Annotated in this window: 18 protein-coding genes; 6 read left to right on the top strand and 12 right to left on the bottom strand. The window is 61.9% G+C overall.

Features of this window, described 5'->3' with window-relative positions; genetic code table 11:
• Positions 1-57 precede the first annotated feature (57 nt).
• The gene (locus tag AC1DLV_RS02770) at positions 58-1,335 is read right to left on the bottom strand and encodes an ATP-binding protein (protein WP_476799601.1); all 1,278 of its coding nucleotides are present in this window, start codon (positions 1,333-1,335) and stop codon (positions 58-60) included.
• Between the two features lie 98 nt (positions 1,336-1,433).
• On the opposite strand from AC1DLV_RS02770, the gene ppk2 reads away from it, so the two are divergent.
• Positions 1,434-2,372 carry a polyphosphate kinase 2 gene (gene ppk2, locus AC1DLV_RS02765; RefSeq protein WP_476799602.1) on the top strand — a complete coding sequence of 313 codons (939 nt, stop codon included), beginning with the start codon at positions 1,434-1,436 and terminating at the stop codon, positions 2,370-2,372.
• A 10-nt stretch (positions 2,373-2,382) separates the two neighbouring features.
• Here the strand turns inward: ppk2 and AC1DLV_RS02760 are convergent, their stop codons facing one another.
• Positions 2,383-4,338 carry a glycosyltransferase gene (locus tag AC1DLV_RS02760; protein ID WP_476799603.1) on the bottom strand — a complete coding sequence of 652 codons (1,956 nt, stop codon included), beginning with the start codon at positions 4,336-4,338 and terminating at the stop codon, positions 2,383-2,385.
• Positions 4,339-4,721: 383 nt separating this feature from the next.
• Between AC1DLV_RS02760 and AC1DLV_RS02755 the strand changes: the two genes are divergently transcribed.
• The gene (locus tag AC1DLV_RS02755; protein WP_476799604.1) at positions 4,722-5,564 is read left to right on the top strand and encodes a transporter substrate-binding domain-containing protein; all 843 of its coding nucleotides are present in this window, start codon (positions 4,722-4,724) and stop codon (positions 5,562-5,564) included.
• Positions 5,565-5,569: 5 nt separating this feature from the next.
• Here the strand turns inward: AC1DLV_RS02755 and AC1DLV_RS02750 are convergent, their stop codons facing one another.
• Positions 5,570-5,983, bottom strand: a complete 414-nt coding sequence (locus AC1DLV_RS02750; RefSeq protein WP_476799605.1) for a tellurite resistance TerB family protein — start codon at positions 5,981-5,983, stop codon at positions 5,570-5,572.
• Between the two features lie 154 nt (positions 5,984-6,137).
• On the opposite strand from AC1DLV_RS02750, the gene AC1DLV_RS02745 reads away from it, so the two are divergent.
• The gene (locus AC1DLV_RS02745) at positions 6,138-7,787 is read left to right on the top strand and encodes a lysine--tRNA ligase (RefSeq protein WP_476836112.1); all 1,650 of its coding nucleotides are present in this window, start codon (positions 6,138-6,140) and stop codon (positions 7,785-7,787) included.
• Positions 7,788-7,791: 4 nt separating this feature from the next.
• Positions 7,792-8,256 carry an N-acetyltransferase family protein gene (locus AC1DLV_RS02740; protein ID WP_476799607.1) on the top strand — a complete coding sequence of 155 codons (465 nt, stop codon included), beginning with the start codon at positions 7,792-7,794 and terminating at the stop codon, positions 8,254-8,256.
• A 5-nt stretch (positions 8,257-8,261) separates the two neighbouring features.
• On the opposite strand, the gene AC1DLV_RS02735 is transcribed toward AC1DLV_RS02740, so the two are convergent.
• Positions 8,262-9,041, bottom strand: a complete 780-nt coding sequence (locus tag AC1DLV_RS02735; RefSeq protein WP_476799608.1) for a thermonuclease family protein — start codon at positions 9,039-9,041, stop codon at positions 8,262-8,264.
• 5 nt (positions 9,042-9,046) lie between these two features.
• Positions 9,047-9,697, bottom strand: coding sequence for a S24 family peptidase (locus AC1DLV_RS02730; RefSeq protein WP_476782994.1), 651 nt, complete (start codon positions 9,695-9,697; stop codon positions 9,047-9,049).
• 150 nt (positions 9,698-9,847) lie between these two features.
• Here AC1DLV_RS02730 and AC1DLV_RS02725 point away from each other — a divergent pair, with 150 nt between their 5' ends.
• On the top strand, positions 9,848-10,027 hold the full coding sequence (locus AC1DLV_RS02725) for a hypothetical protein (protein WP_476799609.1): 180 nt from the start codon (positions 9,848-9,850) through the stop codon (positions 10,025-10,027).
• A gap of 2 nt (positions 10,028-10,029) precedes the next feature.
• The gene (locus AC1DLV_RS02720) at positions 10,030-10,608 is read left to right on the top strand and encodes a Fic/DOC family protein (RefSeq protein ID WP_476799610.1); all 579 of its coding nucleotides are present in this window, start codon (positions 10,030-10,032) and stop codon (positions 10,606-10,608) included.
• Positions 10,609-10,637: 29 nt separating this feature from the next.
• On the opposite strand, the gene AC1DLV_RS02715 is transcribed toward AC1DLV_RS02720, so the two are convergent.
• From AC1DLV_RS02715 to AC1DLV_RS02685, 7 genes are all read right to left on the bottom strand, one after another.
• Positions 10,638-10,937 (bottom strand): hypothetical protein, encoded by a 300-nt coding sequence (locus tag AC1DLV_RS02715; RefSeq protein ID WP_476799611.1) that lies wholly within the window; start codon positions 10,935-10,937, stop codon positions 10,638-10,640.
• A 104-nt stretch (positions 10,938-11,041) separates the two neighbouring features.
• Complete coding sequence (locus AC1DLV_RS02710) at positions 11,042-11,587, bottom strand: thioesterase family protein (protein ID WP_476786474.1); 546 nt, start codon at positions 11,585-11,587, stop codon at positions 11,042-11,044.
• A gap of 6 nt (positions 11,588-11,593) precedes the next feature.
• Entirely contained in the window at positions 11,594-13,813 is a 2,220-nt protein-coding gene (locus AC1DLV_RS02705; RefSeq protein WP_476799612.1) for a 3-hydroxyacyl-CoA dehydrogenase NAD-binding domain-containing protein, read from the bottom strand.
• A gap of 10 nt (positions 13,814-13,823) precedes the next feature.
• On the bottom strand, positions 13,824-14,408 hold the full coding sequence (locus AC1DLV_RS02700) for a cysteine hydrolase family protein (protein WP_476799613.1): 585 nt from the start codon (positions 14,406-14,408) through the stop codon (positions 13,824-13,826).
• Between the two features lie 3 nt (positions 14,409-14,411).
• Complete coding sequence (locus AC1DLV_RS02695) at positions 14,412-15,620, bottom strand: acetyl-CoA C-acetyltransferase (protein WP_476799614.1); 1,209 nt, start codon at positions 15,618-15,620, stop codon at positions 14,412-14,414.
• Positions 15,621-15,651: 31 nt separating this feature from the next.
• Positions 15,652-16,851 (bottom strand): acyl-CoA dehydrogenase family protein, encoded by a 1,200-nt coding sequence (locus AC1DLV_RS02690; RefSeq protein ID WP_476799615.1) that lies wholly within the window; start codon positions 16,849-16,851, stop codon positions 15,652-15,654.
• 36 nt (positions 16,852-16,887) lie between these two features.
• A complete protein-coding gene (locus AC1DLV_RS02685; RefSeq protein ID WP_476799616.1) occupies positions 16,888-18,684 on the bottom strand; it encodes an acyl-CoA dehydrogenase in 1,797 nt (598 codons plus the stop codon).
• Between the last annotated feature and the right edge of the window lie 748 nt (positions 18,685-19,432).

The raw sequence follows: 19,432 nt of genomic DNA, 5'->3' as shown, positions 1-19,432 counted from the left end.
ACGAACGAACCCCGCTCGCGACGCCAACGGTTCAAGGCCAAGCGGGCAGATACTTGTTCAGGCGGTGGGGAAATGCACCGTGAAGGCAGCGCCCTCGCCCAGCTTCGAACGGATCGACAGACGTGCGCCGTGTCTGGTCAGGATATGCTTGACGATGGAGAGACCCAGCCCAGTGCCTTTCTGGGCGCGGCTGGTTTCGACGTCGGCGCGATAGAAACGCTCGGTGACGCGCGGGATATGCTCGGCAGGGATGCCCGGCCCGAAGTCGCGGACAGTGACCTCGGTCTCAGGCTCGCCGCCTTCGCTGGTCCGTCGCATCATTACCTGCACGCGCCCGCCAGACTGGCCATATTTGCAGGCGTTTTCGAGAAGGTTCTGGAACACCTGAAACAGCTCGTCGCGGTCGCCATGAACCTCAAATGGCCCCTCGCCGAAATCGCGCTCGACGACCACGCCGGTGTCGCTGGCCAGTGGACCAAGCGAAGCGATGACCGCCTCGACAGTCTGGCGCAGATCGACGCGCACGCCGGGCTTGAGGTAGGGCTTCATCTCCAGCCGCGACAGCGACAACAGGTCGTCGATCAGCCTGGCCATGCGCCCGGTCTGGTTCTGCATGATCTGCAGGAATTGCTCACGCGCATTGGGATCGTTGCGGGCCGGCCCACGCAGCGTCTCGACAAAGCCGGCGATCGAGGCGAGCGGCGTGCGCAGCTCATGGCTGGCATTGGCGATGAAGTCGGCGCGCATGCGGTCGATGCGGCGCGCCTCGCTCTGATCCTTGAAGGCAAGCACAAACAGCCCGGTGCCACGTCCCACCGCCGAGGCAGTAACGCGATAGACGCGTTCGAAGGGCACGCGCTCGACATAGTCCGTCGCCTGCCCATTGCCGTCGCCACGCAACACCGCTTCGATCAGCGCCTGCATTTCCGGCGCGCGAAACTTCAGCAACAATGGCAGCTCGGGCCTGATCGCGCCAAAGGCCGTTTCGGCGGCGGCGTTGGCGTGCACCACCGTGCCGTCGCGATCGAAGATGATGAGCGGATCGGCAACAGCCGCCGCCAGCTTTTCGCCTGATAGCCGGTCGAGCGGCGAGCGGTCGACCCGCGTGTTTGCTTCAGCAAGCCGGCGCGCGCCTGGCGTACGCGGCGCAACAAGCCCAAACAAGACAAGGGAGGCAATCGTCAGCGCCGTGAAGGTCACCGAGGACGCGCCGAAAAAATGCACTGCAAGAACCGCGATGATCGCGGCGGCAAGCATCCAGCGGTTCTGGTAGAGCCGGCCGGCCGTGAGCCTTGCCGTCCGCCTTGCCTTCGTCTGGGTGCTGGTCTCAGCCATTAAGATTTTTCCGCCGCGACAGCGCCTTCAAGAAGCCTCTGGACCGCTCCCAAGCCACCCAATAGCATGACTTGCCGAGCTGGAAAGGTGTTGAGGTCATGAAAAAAGGCAGGGAAAGCAAGAAGGACAGCACCGCCGAAGCGGCGGTGAAAGTGGATGGCGTGCCAAAAACCGACCCGATCGAGATCAAGGTCGGCAAGGACACCAGGACCTTCGACGTCAACGACCCCATCTTGCCGGACTGGATCGACAAGAAGGCGCTGAAGTCGGGGAACTACCCCTATGACGACAAGCTGCCGCAGAAGGAATACGACCAGACCATCGAGCAGCTGCAGGTCGAGCTGGTCAAGCTTCAGGCCTGGCTGCAAGCCACCGGCAAGCGTGTTCTGTCGGTCTTCGAAGGCCGTGACGCTGCCGGCAAAGGCGGGACGATCTTCGTTTTGCGCCAATACATGAACCCTCGTACGGCGCGCAACGTGGCGCTGACCAAACCGACCGAGACCGAAAGCGGCCAATGGTACTTCCAGCGCTATGTCGCCGCGTTCCCGACATCAGGCGAATTCGTCACCTTCGACCGCTCCTGGTACAACCGCGCCGGCGTCGAGCCGGTGATGGGCTTTTGCACCCCCGAGCAGCAGCGGCAGTTCCTGGACGAGACGCCGCATTTCGAAAAGATGATCGTCAACGACAACGTCCACTTCTTCAAGTTCTGGCTCGACATCAGCCAGGAGATGCAGCTCAAGCGCTTCCACGACCGGCGTCACAGTCCGCTGAAAAACTGGAAGTTCTCGCCGATGGACATAGCCGGCATCAGCAAGTGGGACGACTACACCAAGGCGATCGAGCTGATGGTCGAAAAGACCCACACCCAGCACGCACCATGGATCGTGGTCCAGGCCAACGACAAGCGGCGCAGCCGCGTCGCTGTCATCAGGCACATCCTGCGGGCCCTGCCCTATGAAGGACGCGACCTCGACAAGGTGGGCAGGCCGGACAGCAAGATCATTGCAGAAGGCATGAAATTCCTGAAGGATTGACGGGGCTTGGCTAGGCCACTGATCTTGCCGCGCGCCTGCGATGCGGCGTCTTCGACCAATGGTGCGGACGCCGCCACAATTCGTACAAGGCGCACCATGCCGCAACCGACAACATCGTCCAGTAGACCGGCGTGAACAGGCAGATCTTCCAGAAGCCACGCCTTTCCCTAGGCTTGAGCGTGAGCCAGCCGAGCATCAGAAACGCGCTATAGCCGAGCACGATAGCGATCACATCCAGGGCGACAAGCGACGACTGCCATAGCCCCATCGGCACATCGAACGCGATCTGCACCGCAAGTCCGACAAGCAGTCCGACCAGCACCAAATGCAGCAGCGACGACAGCACCATTCCGGCAAACAGGATCTGCGTGACGACAAAGGAGAGCACAGGCAAATCGGCTGCCAACGCGTGCGGCTCGCGCATATGCACAAGCCATGTCTGCATCCAGCCCTTGAACCAGCGCACACGCTGGCGATGCCATGAGGCGAGATCTTCAGGCGCCTCCTCGCGGGTTGGACAAGACAGCGTCTCGCAGCGATAGCCCCGGCGGGCGAGGCGTAGCCCCAGGTCTGCATCCTCGGTGACGTTGTAGGGATCCCAGCCGCCGATCTCTTCCAGCGCCTCGCGGCGAAAATGGTTGGAGGTCCCACCAAGCGGAAGCGTGACTTGATTGTGAGCAAGCCAGGGCAACAGACCACGGAAAAGTGCGGCATATTCGAAGCCGAACATGCTGGCGATCATGTTCGAGCCTCGGTTGGAAATCTCAAGCGGCGCCTGCAGGCAGACAAGATCGGGCTTGGAGCTTTGAAAGCGCTGCCATGCCTCGGCGAGTTGCATCGGATGCGGACGATCCTCGGCGTCGTAAAGCACGATCACCTCGCCGCGTGTCAGCGGCAAGGCATAAGCCAGAGCCTTGGGCTTGGTACGCGGCAGCGACGGCGGCACCAGCACCACCTCGACATAGGTGCGCAGAGGATGGGCGGTGATCGCAGCGATCGTTTCCGTGTCGTCCGCCTCGCAGATCAGCTTGATCTCGAGCTTGCTGCGCGGCCATAGCAGCTTGCTGAGCCCGACCAGCAAGTCGGGCACGACTTCAGCCTCCTTGTAGAGTGCGACCAGCACCGAATAGACCGGCAAGTGTGGTGAAAGCGGCAGAGAAATCGGTGGCGGTTTTGTCAGCGGCAGCGAAACGGCCGCAACCGCTCGCAAAGCCGCACATGCGATGAAGAAAGCGACCGTGATCAGATGGGCAACAAACAACGCGAGCATGGGCACCGTGGCGAAGGCTGCTGGCAGCAACACCGTCAGCATGCCGAGGCTGTAGCTCTGCCAGGGCCAGAACACGTCGCGCGCTGAATGCTCCGGCTTCTTGTCATGCAGATTGGTCAGGGCATATCGCGTCAACATCGGACGCGCATGCACCAGCAATGCCGCGCGAAGCACTGATGGAGCGACGACCTTGATGCGGCATCTCAAGTCGGCGCTGGTTTGGCAGTGCCGCTTGAGCAGACCCCAGCCTGCCTGGTCCGGCGCAACGAGCCAAGTGTAGTGTCCAGGCGCCTCACATAGCCTGGCGCACGTCACACGGCGGTCGCGGTCGAACTGCGTCCAGCAGGCCTTGTCGTCCATCATCAGCCGATGCGGGTCGACCGATTTCAGGCACTCGACGCCTATCTCCCGAGCCATCGCTGAAAAGTAGGCGCGCTCGGAAACTAGGCCCGAGACCAGCAGCTCCACCTGGAATGTCGTGCCATGGAATGCTGCGCGCGCAGCCAAGCTGTGACGGTTGGCCTCCGAAAGGCCGAGCCGGTCGAGCGCCGACCGCAATTCCGGCACGGACACCAGCGCCAGGTCATAGGCACTGAGGCTGTTGTCGTTTGCTTCTTCGATTGAGCGTTGTTCTGGGGGCAGGCCTCCAGAAAAAGCGGGGCGGATGGTCACGGGACTATTGTCAAGCGTGACCATCACGCACCCACGGCCCGAGAGCCGTAAATTTGGATACTACGACAGTGATCGAACCAAGCCACGCCAGCTGCAATACACAGCTCGCACGCGTACGTGCTTCCTCCCCAAGGCGACCGGTCCAGTTCCATTGCAACACCCCCATGCTGCAATTCCCCGAGGCAATAATGCACGCCGGTCTCAGCGAAGCCATGCCCCGAATGGGTGAGATATCGCGCATTCCATATAATACGCTATATCTATCACTGACTTACGACGCCTTGTCGTGCACAGCCGCACAATCGCTTTGCCTGACCGCAATCGCGACGGTAAAGCTTTTGCAGTTTAGACACGTGAATCCCCGTCGCCTTGTTGGCGGCGCGTTAGCCGAGGGCCGGAGCGCAACCATGAACCCCGCACCGCTGATGCTTGCGATCGCAGTGTCGCTTGCAGCACTGCTCGGCCCTGCCAAGGCTGCCGAACCGCAGGTGCCGGTGCTGTGGGACAGCAAGGAGCGGCTGCAGAAGCCCGACCTCTCGACGCTGCCGCGCCTGCGCTTCTTGACGACGACCGATTTTCCGCCCTTCAACTTCATCGACAAAAGCGGCCGCCTGTCCGGCTTCCATATCGACCTCGCTCGCGCCATCTGCGCTGAACTCGGTGTCGCCGACAAATGCCAAATCCAGGCCCTGCCGTGGGCCGAGCTCGACAACGCGCTGAACTTAGGCGAAGGCGAAGCGCTGATCGCCGGTGTGCCCGCAACGGCGGATACGCGCGAAAAATACGCGTTCTCGCGGCCCTATCTCCAATTCCCCGCGCGCTTCATCATGAAGAAGGGGCAAGCCGTTGCCGAGCCGCTTGTCGACACACTCATGGGCAAACGAGTTGGCGTGCTTGCCGGCTCGGCCCACGAGCGTGTGCTCAGGGACTATTTCGGCAATGTGAAGGTCGTCACTTATACCAAGCCGGATTGGCTCAACATTGACCTCAAGGACGGCAAACTCGACGCCGTCTTCGGCGACGGCATGCGCTTGTCCTTCTGGCTTGCCGGCACCGACGCCGCCGGCTGCTGCCGTTTTGCCGGCGGACCGTACCTCGCGCCGGAATATCTCGGCACCGGGCTTGCGATCGCGACCAAGCCGGACAATCCGGCACTGGCAGCCGCCTTCGATTATGCGCTGCACGAGATCTCGGCCAAGGGCACCTTCGCCGAGCTTTATCTACGCTATTTTCCGGTCAGCTTCTTCTGACCCTGTCAGGTCAGCGTGCGGTGGCGCGCCTTGGTCGCGCGTTCGATCGCAGCGACCGTCAGGGCATCGACGCTCAGGTGCTGGCGCAGGCGCTGCAGGATGCGCACCTCCTCCATCCGCATTTCAAGATCGACCGACGCCACTTCGAAGGCGGCGGCATAGGCGGTTTCATGCAGCCGCTCGGGAATCACCCTGCGCGCCGTATCCAGCATGTCATCGAGGCCGTTCTCCGCGTGGAGCAGTTCCTGGCAATCCTGGGCCACGGAAATCAGTCGCTTGGCGTCGAAATCCATGAAGACCGGCCACGTCCTGACCACCTCGCCGATCCGCGTCAGCTCGACATCGGTCATGTCGCGGTCGGAAGCAGACGTGACGACCATCAGATAGATCAGCGCCTCATGGGCGGTCGGCAAGGGCATGGAGGTCTCCAAACGATTGATTTGCCGCCCGAACTTAGGAACACAAGGGCGCCGCTGCAATGAAAAATGGCCGGAATCGTTGACGCCTGCGGCATGCGCGCATAGAGCATGCCGTCTTCGGCGGACATTCCGCCCAACGAAAAGGGCTCTCGACATGACGAGATCAAACATCACCGATCTCAACCCCGAAATCCTCGCGGCAGCGGCTGAAAGCAAAGCCTGGCCGTTCGAGGAGGCCAAAAAGATTGTCGAGCGCTACAAAGGCAAGGATTTCCCCGAGACCGTGCTGTTTGAGACCGGCTATGGCCCTTCGGGCCTGCCGCATATCGGCACCTTCGGCGAAGTGGCGCGCACAACCATGGTGCGCCACGCCTTCCACGTGCTGACCCAAGACAAGGTCAAGACCAAGCTTCTGTGTTTCTCCGACGACATGGACGGCATGCGCAAAATCCCGGACAACGTGCCGGATCGCGCCTTCCTAGAGCCGCACCTGCACAAGCCGCTGACATCAGTGCCCAATCCCTTTGGCGGCGACTATGCCAGCTTCGGCGACCACAACAACGCGATGCTGCGGCGCTTCCTCGACACGTTCGGCTTCGACTACGAATTCGCAAGTGCGACCGAATACTACAAGGCTGGCCGTTTCGACGCGATGCTGCTGCGCGCCGCCGAGCGCTACGACAAGATCATGGCGGTGATGCTACCGACGCTCGGTGAGGAACGCCAGGCGACCTACAGCCCGTTCCTGCCGATTTCGCCGAAGAGCGGCCGCGTGCTCTACGTGCCGATGAAGCATGTCGATGCCAAGGCCGGCACCATCACCTTCGACGACGAAGGCACCGAGACCACGCTGTCCGTCACCGGCGGCAAGGTCAAGCTGCAGTGGAAGCCGGATTTCGGCATGCGCTGGGCAGCGCTGGGCGTCGACTTCGAAATGTTCGGCAAGGACCACCAGACGAATGCGGTGATCTACGACAGCATCTGCAACATTTTGGGCGGACGCGCGCCGGAACATTTCGTCTACGAACTGTTCCTGGACGAGAATGGCCAGAAGATTTCCAAGTCGAAGGGCAACGGGCTGACCATCGACGAATGGCTGACCTATGCGCCGACCGAAAGCCTCGGGCTCTACATGTTCCAGCGGCCGCGTCAGGCCAAGAAGCTCTATTTCGACGTCATCCCGCGGGCTGTGGATGAATATTACACCTTCCTCGCCGCTTATCCCCGGCAGGAGTGGAAAGAGCGGCTGGGCAATCCGGTCTGGCACATGCATGACGGCAACCCGCCGGTTGTCGACATGCCGGTGCCGTTCTCGATGCTGCTCAACCTGGTCAGCGCCTCCAACGCCCAGAACAAGGACGTCCTGTGGGGCTTCATCTCGCGCCATGCGCCTGGCATTACGCCCGCAACGCATCCTGAGCTCGACAGGCTGACGGGCTATGCGATCCGCTATTTCGACGATTTCGTGAAGCCGACGAAGACCTTCCGCGCGGCCGACGATGTCGAACGCGCAGCACTGGAAGCGCTCGAAACGACACTCGGCGCCCTGCCTGCGGGCGCCGACGGCGAAGCGATCCAGAACGCCGTGCTCAACATCGCCCGCCAGATCGAGCGCTACCAGGATCATTCCAAGAAAAGCCCGGAAGGCGGCCCCGGCGTATCGGTCGCCTTCTTCCAGATGATCTACCAGGTGCTGATTGGCCAGGAACGCGGACCGCGCTTCGGCTCGTTTGTCGCGCTCTATGGCATCGACGAAACGCGCGCTCTGATCCGCAAGGCTCTGGAAGGCAAACTGGCAGCCTAACGCCATGAATGTCGGCTCGACTGCCGATTTCGGCCTCGAGCCGGCCCAAGCATCCGATTTCGAGCGTCTGTTCGAGATCAGGCTGCGTGCGATGCGCGAAAGCCTCGAGCGCATCGGTCGCTTCGATCCGGAACGGGCGCGGACGCGTTTTCGCGGCACCTTCCGGCCTGAGCATACGAGGCTGATCGTGAGCAATGCCGGGCGATTGATCGGCTGCGTCGCCTTTGGGCCGCAAGACGGCGCGTTGCTGCTCGAACATTTTTATCTGCTCCCGGAAGCCCAGGGCCAAGGCACAGGGAGTGCGGTGCTGCGCCAACTACTCGATGAAGCCGATACAGCCGGCCTCGCCGTGCGGCTCGACGTGCTGCGCCAAAGCGACGCCCAGCGCTTCTACGAACGCCACAGCTTTCTCGAAACGCATCACGACGAACTCGACATCTACATGGAGCGCCTGCCGGCCTCCGCTTGAGCGTCCTACTGGATCGGAGCCTCTGCCGCAGGCTCGGCAGGCTCCCCTTCGACCGAGGGCAGGCTCATGGCGTCAGGCGAGATCGTCATCTCGATACGCTCCGGCGGTGGGCCGTAGATGCCCTTCTTCTCGGCCTCGGCCCTCTTGCCAAGGTCGCCATAGGGCCCACCTGCATCGGCCTTCGCCCAGCCATTTGCCGCCAGCCATTCGCCGATATCCTGCTTGCCGATCCGGCATCTGGCGACGACATCGCCCTGCGCTGCATCGGCCGGCACGTCGCAGACCACGGCACGGCTCCGCAAGAAGCTGCGAAACTCCGTCCGCGCGCGAACACCACAGTTCCACGCCTTGCCTTCGAAGGTGCAGCTCTGGCCGGCATCCACCTTCGCAACACCCGATATCGCGACGCGCAGACCCTTGGCTTCGATCAGCCCGGCAGCGGAAGCCACCGGCTGAAACAGCGTGGTGCCGTCATCCGCCTTCGGCTTCGGCGGCAGCGCGAGACTGAGATCGCTCAGCGGCGCGCGCGGCGCCTCTCGCAACAAGCCGCCCTGCCCGGCTATGGGTGGCACGACATCACCGGGAGCAGCTTTCGTCGTTTCGGACGCCTGCGGCTCGGGCGTCGTTGGCTCCACCGCAGCGTTATCGTCCGGAGGGAGATCGTCCTCATCGATGACGTCCACAGCCGGTGCTTCGATGGCCGCCAATCTTTGCCCGCCCAAGGTGACGAGCAGGGTGGCGATGCCGAAACCGGCGGCAGCGATGGCTATGGCTGCTGGGCGCATCGGCCTTACTGGCTCGCCCAGACGATACGCGCCATCCACTCGACTTCGGCGGTCTGGAAACGCCGATTGGGGTGTTCGGGATTGAGCGACACAAGTTCGATGGCTGCTTGCGTCTGACGTTCGAGCACCTTAGCCATGACCTCGCCCGAGATGGTCTTGACCACGACGCGGTCACCCTTGCGCACCGCGGCGCCCGGCTCCACGATCAGCACGTCGCCGTTGCGATAGAGCGGCAGCATCGAGTCGCCCTGGACCTCAAGCGCGTAGGAACTGTCGGTGGCGCGCGCCGGAAGTTCGATCAGCTCCCAGCCCTGCCCCGCCGGAAAACCAGCATCGTCGAAGAAGCCGCCGGCGCCAGCCTGGGCAAAGCCGAGCAGCGGCACGCCCGTCTGTCTCTCCCGTGGCCTGGTCCTGACAGTCGTCTTCGCCGGCTCGACGAAACCCAGGAATTCCTCAAGAGAAGAATTGGTCGCCTCGATGATCTTGGCGAGCGACTCGGTCGAGGGCCAGCGCGGCCGACCGTCAACGGACTGGCGCTTGGATTTGTTGAACGCGGTCGAGTCGAGCCCGGCCTTCTTGGCGAGGCCCGACGCCGAAAGCGAATAACGCTCCGCAAGAGCGTCGATCGCGGCCCAGACACGTTCATGCGAGAGCATGGCGCTCTCCTTCGGACAGGAAAAAATACCTTTTTCAGTATTATCCACGCTGGCAGCGATTGTCTACCAGAACCACAAAGCGACTGGGAATTTCCTTTTGCTCAGCCCAATTGGCGCATGATAAAGTGCCTTATGAAGGATAACAGGCCGATGGCAGCTCGAACGGTTACGATTGGCAAGCTTACCCGCGTGCGTGGCGAAAAGATCAGTGCCGTCGAAGGCCTCAAGCTGTCGCCACGAATGCAAGCCATCCTCGCGCGCCCATGTCTCACCGGCGATCAACGCCGCGCGCTGATCCGCGCCGCCTTCGCCGCCAAAAATTCCGGCTGAGCGTGACATATACGGCCGAGCAAGATCCTCTTTGCTACCCGGGCACGACCGTTCTCAAAAACAAGCTCGACCTTCACAGCCAAGCTGAGTTGGATGAATTCGAGCTTGCCGTGTCATTGACGCGAGCGGACGAACCTTGGCCGTCAGGCACGCTCGACTACGACCATTATAGGGCCTTGCACCATCACCTGTTTCAGGATGTCTACGAATGGGCAGGCAGACCACGCACGATCCGGATCGGCAAGGAAGGCAACTGGTTCTGCTATCCGGAATACATTGCCCAGCATATGCAAGACATCTTCCGCGAACTGAAGCAGACCAGTTATCTCGTCGGCTTGCCGCGGAATGAATTCGCAGAACAAGCCGCACATGTGCTGGCCGAGATCAACGCCGTGCATCCATTTCGAGAAGGCAACGGCCGCACGCAATTAGCCCTTCTCAGCATTCTAACCGAAAATGCCGGGCTCAGTTTCGACGACGATGCGCTTGATCGAGACCGCGTCATCCAGGCGATGGTCGACAGCTTCTCGGGCGACGAGCAACCGCTGGCGAATTTGATCTTCGACATCGTCAGCGGCTGACCACAGTTGATCCGCCTGCGCGAGTGATCTCACATCCTCTGCATCATCATCCTGAGACCCGCCCTAAGCTCGTCGACATTCATGACCGGCGTCATGTCGATCGCCGCGTCGAAACCGTGGAAAAACGGCTCGCAGATGCTGGGGATGGCGGTGATGTCCTTCACATCGACAAACACGAAGGCCGTGCGGTTGCCGTTGTCCAAGGTGAAGTAGGCAGCTTCAGGCTTGAGCTCCGAGAGCGACTTTTCCATGATGGCGGCCAGGCTGCCGTCCTTGATGGCGCGGTTTCCCTGGGTGGCGGGAATGGAGATCTTCAGCAGCATGCGCATGACAATCCTCCCGGTAAATGCCAACATTAGCACTTGCTGATATTATCATTTGCACCTTGTCCGAGATAGCAGACAGGCGTTGCCTGCCGCGATTTCCCTCAGCGTCACTCCTTCGCCTTGGCCAGTGTCCGCAGACCCTTGTGCGAGGCGATGAAGATCTCTTCTTCAGCGCTCACCGGGCGCGGCGTGGCATCAACTCCCAGCTGCCGCATCAGGTCGCCGATCTCCACGAAGCGCCTGTTGTTGCGGTCGTAGACGCCGGCGCTGGTCATGATCAGGGCTGCGGTCTCGCCATTGTCGAGCACGAAGCGATGCTTGCCGATCACCTCGGTGCCGTTCCAGGTTTCGATCGAGGACACCACCTCGAAGCGCTTCCATAGCCTGATCTCACGCACGAACACCGTCTGCAGTCCGCCCAGCATCGGTGCCCAACCACGCTTGCGGGCAAGTTCGATCAGGCCTGAGCGCATGAAGATGTCGATGCGGCCGACATCGGCCAGCATCATGTAGCGCGCATTGTTGAGATGCATGTTGAAGTCGATGTCGGTCGGCAGGCAGCGGAACGACAGCCGGCCTTCATCGCCAAAACGGTAAGGGCCGCGACGAGATTTCGTCGCGGCCATACGAGCCAGTCTTGCCCAGACGTACATGCTGCGTCAGGCCGCCTGCTTTTCCTCGACCTTGGCGTAAGGATCGAAGCGCTGGTAGAAGGTCTCTCCCTTCTCGGCCATGTCGATGAGAAGCTTGGGCGCCTTGAACTCGGCACCATATTTTTTCTGCAGCTCCTTGGCGATCTTGACGAACTTCTTGGCGCCAATGCCGTCGATGTAAGACAGCGCGCCGCCGGTATAAGGTGCGAAGCCGAAGGCCAGGATCGAGCCGACATCCGCCTCGCGCGGGTCGGTGACGATGCCTTCTTCCATCACCCGCACCGCTTCGAGCGCGATGACCGAGAGCAGGCGCTGCTTCAGTTCCTCGACGTCGACCTTCTCCGGAGCAAGCTGCGGATAGAGGTCCTTCAGGCCCGGCCACAGCTTCTTCTTGGCGGGCTTGGCCGGATAGTCATAGAAGCCCTTGGTGTTCTTGCGGCCGAGGCGGCCATGGCTGTCGACCATGGTGTTGATCAGCGCCATCTGGCGCGGATCGACGGCCTTTTCGCCGAGATCCCTGATGGTCTGCTTCATGATCTTCTGGGCGAGGTCGACCGCCGTCTCGTCGGTCAGCGCCAACGGCCCGACCGGCATGCCGGCAGCCTTGGCGGCGTTTTCGATCATCGCAGCCGGAACGCCCTCGATCAGCATCTTGAAGGCTTCCGACATGTAGCGCAGCACGCAGCGGTTGACGTAGAAGCCACGCGTGTCGTTGACGACGATCGGCGTCTTCTTGATCGCGCGGACAAAGTCCATCGCGGTGGCCAGCGCCTTGTCGCCCGTCTTCTTGCCCATGATGATCTCGACCAGCATCATCTTGTCGACCGGCGAGAAGAAGTGGATGCCGATGAAATTCTTCGGCCGCACCGAGTTCTTGGCAAGCGAGGTGATCGGGATCGTCGAGGTGTTGGAGGCAAACACCGCCGACGACTTCAGCACGGCCTCGGCCTTTTCGGTGGCGCCCTTCTTGACTTCGGAATCCTCGAACACCGCTTCGACAACGAGGTCGCAGCCGTTGAGGTCGGCATAATCGGCGGTCGGCGTGATCAGCGACAACAGCTTGTCGCGCTCTTCGGCCTTGGCGCGGCCCTTCTTGACCTGCTCGGAGATCAGGCTGTCGCAATGGGCCTTGCCCTTTTCTGCAGATTCCATGTCGCAGTCGAGCAGCACGACCGGAATGCCGGCATTGGCCGTGACATAAGCAATGCCAGCGCCCATGAAGCCGGCACCGAGGATGCCGATCTTCTTGAATTTGGTGTCAGGCACGCCAGCGGGGCGGCGCGCGCCCTTGTTCAGCTCCTGCAGCGACACGAACAGCGAGCGGATCATCGCCGCCGCTTCCTTGGTCTGCATGATCTCGGTGAAGTAGCGCTGCTCGACGCGCAGGGCGGTGTCGAACGGCACCAAAAGGCCCTCATAGACCGACTTCAGGATCGCGGTCGCGGCCGGATAGTTGCCGTAGGTCTCGCGGCGCAGGATGGCGATTGCCGGCGGCCACAGATTGGCGCCCGCTGCCGAATAGACCGGGCCGCCGGGCAGCTTGAAACCCTTTTCATCCCAAGGCTGGACCGGCTTCAGGCCGCCAGCGATCATCGCCTTGGCCGCCTCGATCAGCTTGGCCGGTTCAACGACCGCATGGATCAGGCCCATGCCCTTGGCCTTTTGCGGCGTCAGCGTCTGGCCAGACGTCAGCATCTGGAGAGCCGACTGCGGGTCCGTCAGCCTGGGCACGCGCTGAGTGCCGCCAGCGCCTGGGAAGATGCCGACCTTCACTTCAGGCAGAGCCATCTTGACCTTGTCACTGTCAGCGGCAACGCGACCATGGCAGGCCAGCGACAGCTCGAAAGCACCGCCCATGCAGGTGCCGTTGATCGCCGAGACCCACGGCTTGCCCGAGGTCTCGAGCTTGCGCCACAAGGCGCCCATGCGGCCGGCATTGTCGAACAGCAGCTTGGCTGCCTTTTCCGGATCCTTGGCCTTTTCCTTGGCGAAGATCTTGAGCATCTTCTGCAGCATGGTGAGGTCAGCGCCGCCGGAGAAGGTCTCCTTGCCCGACGTGATCACCGCGCCCTTGATGCCGGCATCCGCCACCACCTGGTCGATGATTTTGTCGAGCTCGTTCATCACCTCTTCGGTGAAAACATTCATCGAGCGGTCGGGCATGTTCCAGGTGACGAGCGCGATACCGTCGGCATCGGTTTCGACCGTGAAGTTCGTGTAGGTCATCGAATCCTCCTTAAGCCGCGATGTCTTCGGCGAGAGCCGCCACGACGGCGTCGGTTGTTACGATCGAGGCGAATTCGCCGTTGAGATTGGTCAGGGTCATGTCGTGCACCGCTTCGGCGCTGTGCACCTTGCCGTCGAGACCGGTGCGATCGAAGGTGTAGCAGGCGTCAGCGACAAGACGCGCGTCGAAGCCGAGATTGCCGGCCATGCGCGTCGTCGTCTCGACGCAGTGGTTGGTGGTGATGCCGGCGATCACCAGGGTGCGGTGGCCGCCGTCGCGCAGGCGCGTTTCAAGGTCCGTCCCGATGAAGGAGGAATTGACGTGCTTGACGATGACGGCCTCGCCGTCGCGCTCGCGCGCCTGTTCGATCGGCTGATAGCCGCTTCGTTCCGGCCGCAGTGCCGAATCCGGCTCAGTCGACGCGTGCCGGATGTGAAACACGGTCAGGCCGCGGTCCCGGAACGCGCCCAGCAGGCGAGCGATGTTGTCCACCGCCTGCGGGTTGTTGCGTCTGAGGCCGGTGCTTTCCCATTCAACAAAGGCCATCTGCACGTCGACGAGGATCAGTGCCGCATCTTTCGGCAAGGTCGCCATGCGTCACACCCTCTCGATGATCGTTGCGGTGCCCATGCCGGCGCCGATGCACAGCGTCACAAGGGCTGTGTTGAGATCGCGGCGTTCCAACTCGTCGAGCACGGTGCCGAAGATCATCGCGCCAGTCGCCCCCAGCGGGTGACCCATGGCAATCGCGCCGCCATTGACGTTGATCTTGTCATGCGGGATCTCGAAAGCCTGCATGTAGCGCAGCACCACAGAGGCGAAGGCCTCGTTGAGCTCGAACAGGTCGATATCCGACAGCTTCATCTTGGCGCGCTTCAAAAGCTTCTCGGTGACATCTACCGGACCGGTCAGCATGATCGCCGGCTCGGAGCCGATATTGGAGAAGGCGCGGATGCGGGCGCGCGGCTTGAGCCCCAGCGTCTTACCGGCCTTCTTGGAGCCGAGCAGGACTGCGGCAGCACCATCGACGATGCCGGACGAGTTGCCGGCATGGTGGACGTGGTTGATCTCTTCCAATTCCGGGTAGCGCTGTACCGCGACCGCATCGAAACCGCCCATTTCGCCGGGCATGATGAAGGCCGGATTGAGCTGGCCGAGCGACTGCATGTCGGTGGTCGGGCGCATATGCTCGTCATGGTCGAGGATGGTCAGGCCGTTCTGGTCCTTGACCGGCACCACCGACTTCTTGAAGTAGCCTTTCTCCCAAGCCTTGGCGGCACGCTTCTGGCTTTCAACCGCATAGCCGTCGACGTCGTCACGCGAGAAACCATATTTGGTGGCGATCAGGTCGGCCGACACGCCCTGCGGCATGAACCAGGCCGGCATGCCGACCGAGGGGTCCATGAACCAGGCGCCGCCCGACATGCCCATGCCGACGCGCGACATCGATTCCACGCCGCCGGCAATGACGATCTCGTCGGCACCTTGCGCGATCTTGGCAGCGCCGAAGTTGATGGCGTCGAGACCCGAGGCGCAGAAGCGCGAGATCTGCATGCCCGGCGCCTTGTTGTCGTAGCCAGCCTCAAAGGCGGCCGAACGCGGGATCACCGAGCCTGCTTCGCCGACAGGATCGACACAGCCGAAGATGATGTCGTCGACCTGGGCCGTGTCGAGCCCGTTGCGGTCGCGCAGCGCTTCCAGCACCTTGGCGCCAAGGCGCACCGCCGGCACTTCGTGCAGCGATCCATCCTTCTTGCCCTTGCCGCGCGGCGTGCGCACAGCGTCATAGACAAAAGCGTCAGCCATTTTTCTGCTCCTTGGTTTCCGGATCGGCGGCTCAGAGCGAGCGGGCGATCAGCAACTTCATGATCTCGTTGGTACCGCCATAGATGCGCTGCACGCGGGCGTCGCGATACATGCGGGCGATCGGGTATTCATTCATATAGCCATAGCCGCCAAACAATTGCAGGCACTCGTCGACGATCTTGCACTGCAGGTCCGACAGCCAATATTTGGCCATCGAAGCGGTTACCGGATCGAGCCCGCCAGAAATATGACGCGCAACACAGTCATTGTAAAAGACCCGCCCGATGGTCGCCTCGGTCTTGAGCTCGGCCAGCTTGAACTGGGTGTTCTGGAAATCCAGGATCGCCTTGCCGAAGGCCTTGCGCTCCTTGACGTAATCGATGGTCTCGGCCAGCGCGCGCTCGATCATGGCAATCGCGCCGGTGCCGATCTGCAGCCGCTCCTGCGGCAGCTGCTGCATCAGCTGGACAAAGCCCTGGCCTTCCTCGGAACCGAGCAGGTTCGAGGTCGGAACGCGCATGTCGTTGAAGAACAGCTCGGAAGTGTCGTTGGCTTTCAGGCCGATCTTGTCGAGGTTGCGCCCGCGCTCGAAGCCCTCGACTTCGTCGGTCTCGACGACGATCAGCGACGTGCCCTTGGCGCCCTTCGACGGGTCGGTCTTGGTCACCACGATGATCAGATTGGCATGTTGACCATTGGTGATGAAGGTCTTGGAACCGTTGATGCGGTAGTGGTTGCCGTCCCGCTCGGCGCGCGTCTTCACGCCCTGAAGGTCGGAACCAGCCCCCGGCTCCGTCATGGCGATGGCGCCGATCAGTTCGCCGGTCGCCATCTTGGGCAGCCACTTCTTCTTTTGCTCTTCCGAGCCGTAGTGGAGAATGTAAGGGGCAACGATCGAATTGTGCAGGGCGATGCCGAAGCCGTCGACGCCGACATGGCCGATCGCCTCGATGATCGCGCTCTCATGGGCGAAGGTGCCGCCCGAGCCGCCATATTCCTCGGGCATGGAGGCGCAAAGCAGTCCGGCAGCTCCCGCCTTCTCCCAGCTCGCGCGGTCGACCATCTCGTTCTTTTCGAAGGCCTCATAGTGCGGCAGGATTTCTTCCGACATGAAGCGGTGCGCCATGTCGTAGAGCATCGCCACGTCATCCCTAGCCCAGGCGGGCTTGGGCAGTCCCAGAACATCTGCAGGAATTGTCGCCACGATCTCCTCCGCGTTTCGACGCCGCATTTGCGAGGCGGCCGCGAACGGCCGCCAGGTCTTCGATCAGAACGCCTCCGCGGCGAGCGCCATCATCGTCGCCGAGCCGGTAGACAGGCGCGCGAGATGCGCCGCGGTCTCGGGCATGACACGCTCCATGAAGTAGCGGCCGGTGACCAGCTTGGTCTCGTAGAAATTGGCCGATCCGTTGGCGCCGACCGCCAGCTTGTCCTGCGCTGTCTTGGCCATCCGGCCCCACATGTAGCCGAGCGCCACCAGGCCGAAGAGATGCATGTAGTCGGTCGAGGCGGCACCGGCATTGTCTGGATTGGCCATGCCGTTCTGCACCAGCCACATGGTCGCCGCCTGCAGGTCGTTGAGGCCCTTCTTCAGCGCCTTGGTGTAAGGCGCCATCTGCTCGTCGCCGCGATTGGCCTCGCAGAACTCGCCAACTTCCTTGAAGAAGGCCTGCACCGCGCGGCCGCCATTGAGGCCAAGCTTGCGGCCGACCAGGTCGAGCGCCTGCACGCCATTGGCGCCTTCATAGATCATGGCGATGCGGGCATCGCGCACGAACTGGCTCATGCCGTGTTCTTCGATATAGCCGTGGCCGCCGAACACCTGCTGGGCCATCACGGCATGGTCGAAACCCTTGTCGGTGAGCACGCCTTTGACGATCGGCGTCATCAGGCCCATGTGGTCGTCAGCCAACTGGCGCTCAGCGCTGTCTTCGGAGCGGTGGGCGACATCGGAGTTGATCGCGGTCCAAAGCACCAGTGCGCGGCCAGCCTCGTTGAAGGCCTTCATGGTCATCAGCGCGCGGCGGATGTCGGGATGGACGATGATCGGGTCGGCTTTCTTGTCGGGCGCCTTCGCACCGGTCAGCGAACGGCCCTGGATGCGATCCTTGGCGTAGGCGACTGCGTTCTGGTAGGCGACTTCCGACACGGCGAGGCCCTGCAGGCCGACACCGAGGCGCGCCTCGTTCATCATCGTGAACATCGCCTTCAGGCCGCCATTGGCCTCACCCAGCAGGAAGCCATGCGCCTCGTCATAGTTCATGACGCAGGTCGCGTTGCCGTGGATGCCCATCTTCTCTTCGATCGAGCCGCACGAAACCGCATTGCGCGTGCCGGGATTGCCCGAGGCGTCGAGATTGAATTTTGGCACGATGAACAGCGAGATGCCCTTCACCCCTTCAGGCGCGCCCTCGATGCGGGCCAGCACCAGATGGACGATGTTGTCCGACATGTCGTGTTCGCCGGCCGAGATGAAAATCTTCTGGCCTGAAATCTTGTAGGAGCCGTCGCCGTTTGGCGCAGCCTTCGAGCGCAGCAGACCGAGATCGGTGCCGCAATGCGGCTCGGTCAGGTTCATGGTGCCGGTCCAGGCGCCCTCGACCATCTTGGGCAGCCATGTCGCCTTCTGCTCGTCGGTGCCGTGGACGAGCACTGCGGCGATCGCGCCCTGGGTCAGGCCGGGATACATCATCAGCGCCATGTTGGCCGCCGACATGTATTCGCCGACCGCCGAGTGAACCGTGTAGGGCAAGCCCTGGCCGCCATGTTCTGCGGGCACGGCCAAGCCCATCCAGCCGCCTTCGCGATACTGGTCGAAGGCTTCCTTGAAACCTTTGGGCGTGGTGACAGAGCCGTCGTCGTTGCGGACGCAGCCTTCCATGTCGCCGACGCGGTTGAGCGGATGCATGACGTTTTCGGCAAGCTTGGCGCCCTCGGCGAGGATCGCCTCGAGAACGTCCGGGCTGGCATCGGAGAAGCCGGCAAGGTTGCTGTAGCGCTCGTAGCCGAGCACATCATTCAGCACAAAAAGCGTGTCTTGGACCGGCGCCCGGAATATCGGCATTGCTCTTCCTCCAGCAAATGTAAACCGGTTCCGGCCAGACGGTATGCGACAGGGAACCGCTTGTCGAACCGGGATTAGCAAAAATTGACGTTTGCGTAAACGTCAATTTTTGCAGCAGCCAATTTTTCGTAGTTTGTCATCCGTTCGGATGCGCTGGGGCAAACGAGAAAACGGCCATGAGCTCGGAAGATCAAGCTGATTGAAGAGCACAACCACAGCGACAGGACATATTCTATTTATTGATGTGAGATCGTGGCCAAGGCGCGTGCGCCCTCGTGTCGCTTGCCCGGAACCTGCTCTGACGTCCCTTGTGTCGCGGCATGGATTCCCGACACTCTCCGCTCCCTGCGGTCGCTCACGAGGTCGGGAATGACGGATGACAAAGGCGCGCCGGCCAACCTTCGACGTTGTTTCCGGCACATTGCGTCCATCACCACCAACTTTCGAGATTTTTACGAAGACGCCCCCTCACCCCCGTCATTCCCGACCTCGTGAGCGAGTGAAACGAGCGGAGAGTGTCGGGAATCCATGCCGCGACATCGCCAAGACCAAAGGCGGCGCTCGAACTGCGCTTGCAGCGAATTCTAGTCCGGCCAAGGCCCTGCCACGGAGGGGATCCCCCCAGAGAACGGATCGCTGTCGGTGTGACGTCTTGTCTCGGAGCACTCGCTGCAACATCAAACAGGGATTCTCGCAAAGAGAACGCGCAGCCCCAAACGCAAAACGACCCGGCGAAGTCTCCCTCGCC

Source organism: Aminobacter sp. 01T433 (assembly GCF_056398585.1).
Note: the sequence above shows the minus strand (reverse complement) of the source record. Positions and strands in the feature narration are given on the sequence as shown.

Coding starts and splice junctions, on each gene's coding strand:
- AC1DLV_RS02770 (WP_476799601.1), bottom strand. CDS start 1,335: ATGGCTGAGACCAGCACCCAGACGAAGGCAAGGCGGACGGCAAGGCTC.
- ppk2 (WP_476799602.1), top strand. CDS start 1,434: ATGAAAAAAGGCAGGGAAAGCAAGAAGGACAGCACCGCCGAAGCGGCG.
- AC1DLV_RS02760 (WP_476799603.1), bottom strand. CDS start 4,338: ATGGTCACGCTTGACAATAGTCCCGTGACCATCCGCCCCGCTTTTTCT.
- AC1DLV_RS02755 (WP_476799604.1), top strand. CDS start 4,722: ATGAACCCCGCACCGCTGATGCTTGCGATCGCAGTGTCGCTTGCAGCA.
- AC1DLV_RS02750 (WP_476799605.1), bottom strand. CDS start 5,983: ATGCCCTTGCCGACCGCCCATGAGGCGCTGATCTATCTGATGGTCGTC.
- AC1DLV_RS02745 (WP_476836112.1), top strand. CDS start 6,138: ATGACGAGATCAAACATCACCGATCTCAACCCCGAAATCCTCGCGGCA.
- AC1DLV_RS02740 (WP_476799607.1), top strand. CDS start 7,792: ATGAATGTCGGCTCGACTGCCGATTTCGGCCTCGAGCCGGCCCAAGCA.
- AC1DLV_RS02735 (WP_476799608.1), bottom strand. CDS start 9,041: ATGCGCCCAGCAGCCATAGCCATCGCTGCCGCCGGTTTCGGCATCGCC.
- AC1DLV_RS02730 (WP_476782994.1), bottom strand. CDS start 9,697: ATGCTCTCGCATGAACGTGTCTGGGCCGCGATCGACGCTCTTGCGGAG.
- AC1DLV_RS02725 (WP_476799609.1), top strand. CDS start 9,848: ATGGCAGCTCGAACGGTTACGATTGGCAAGCTTACCCGCGTGCGTGGC.
- AC1DLV_RS02715 (WP_476799611.1), bottom strand. CDS start 10,937: ATGCGCATGCTGCTGAAGATCTCCATTCCCGCCACCCAGGGAAACCGC.
- AC1DLV_RS02710 (WP_476786474.1), bottom strand. CDS start 11,587: ATGTACGTCTGGGCAAGACTGGCTCGTATGGCCGCGACGAAATCTCGT.
- AC1DLV_RS02705 (WP_476799612.1), bottom strand. CDS start 13,813: ATGACCTACACGAACTTCACGGTCGAAACCGATGCCGACGGTATCGCG.
- AC1DLV_RS02700 (WP_476799613.1), bottom strand. CDS start 14,408: ATGGCGACCTTGCCGAAAGATGCGGCACTGATCCTCGTCGACGTGCAG.
- AC1DLV_RS02695 (WP_476799614.1), bottom strand. CDS start 15,620: ATGGCTGACGCTTTTGTCTATGACGCTGTGCGCACGCCGCGCGGCAAG.
- AC1DLV_RS02690 (WP_476799615.1), bottom strand. CDS start 16,851: ATGCGGCGTCGAAACGCGGAGGAGATCGTGGCGACAATTCCTGCAGAT.
- AC1DLV_RS02685 (WP_476799616.1), bottom strand. CDS start 18,684: ATGCCGATATTCCGGGCGCCGGTCCAAGACACGCTTTTTGTGCTGAAT.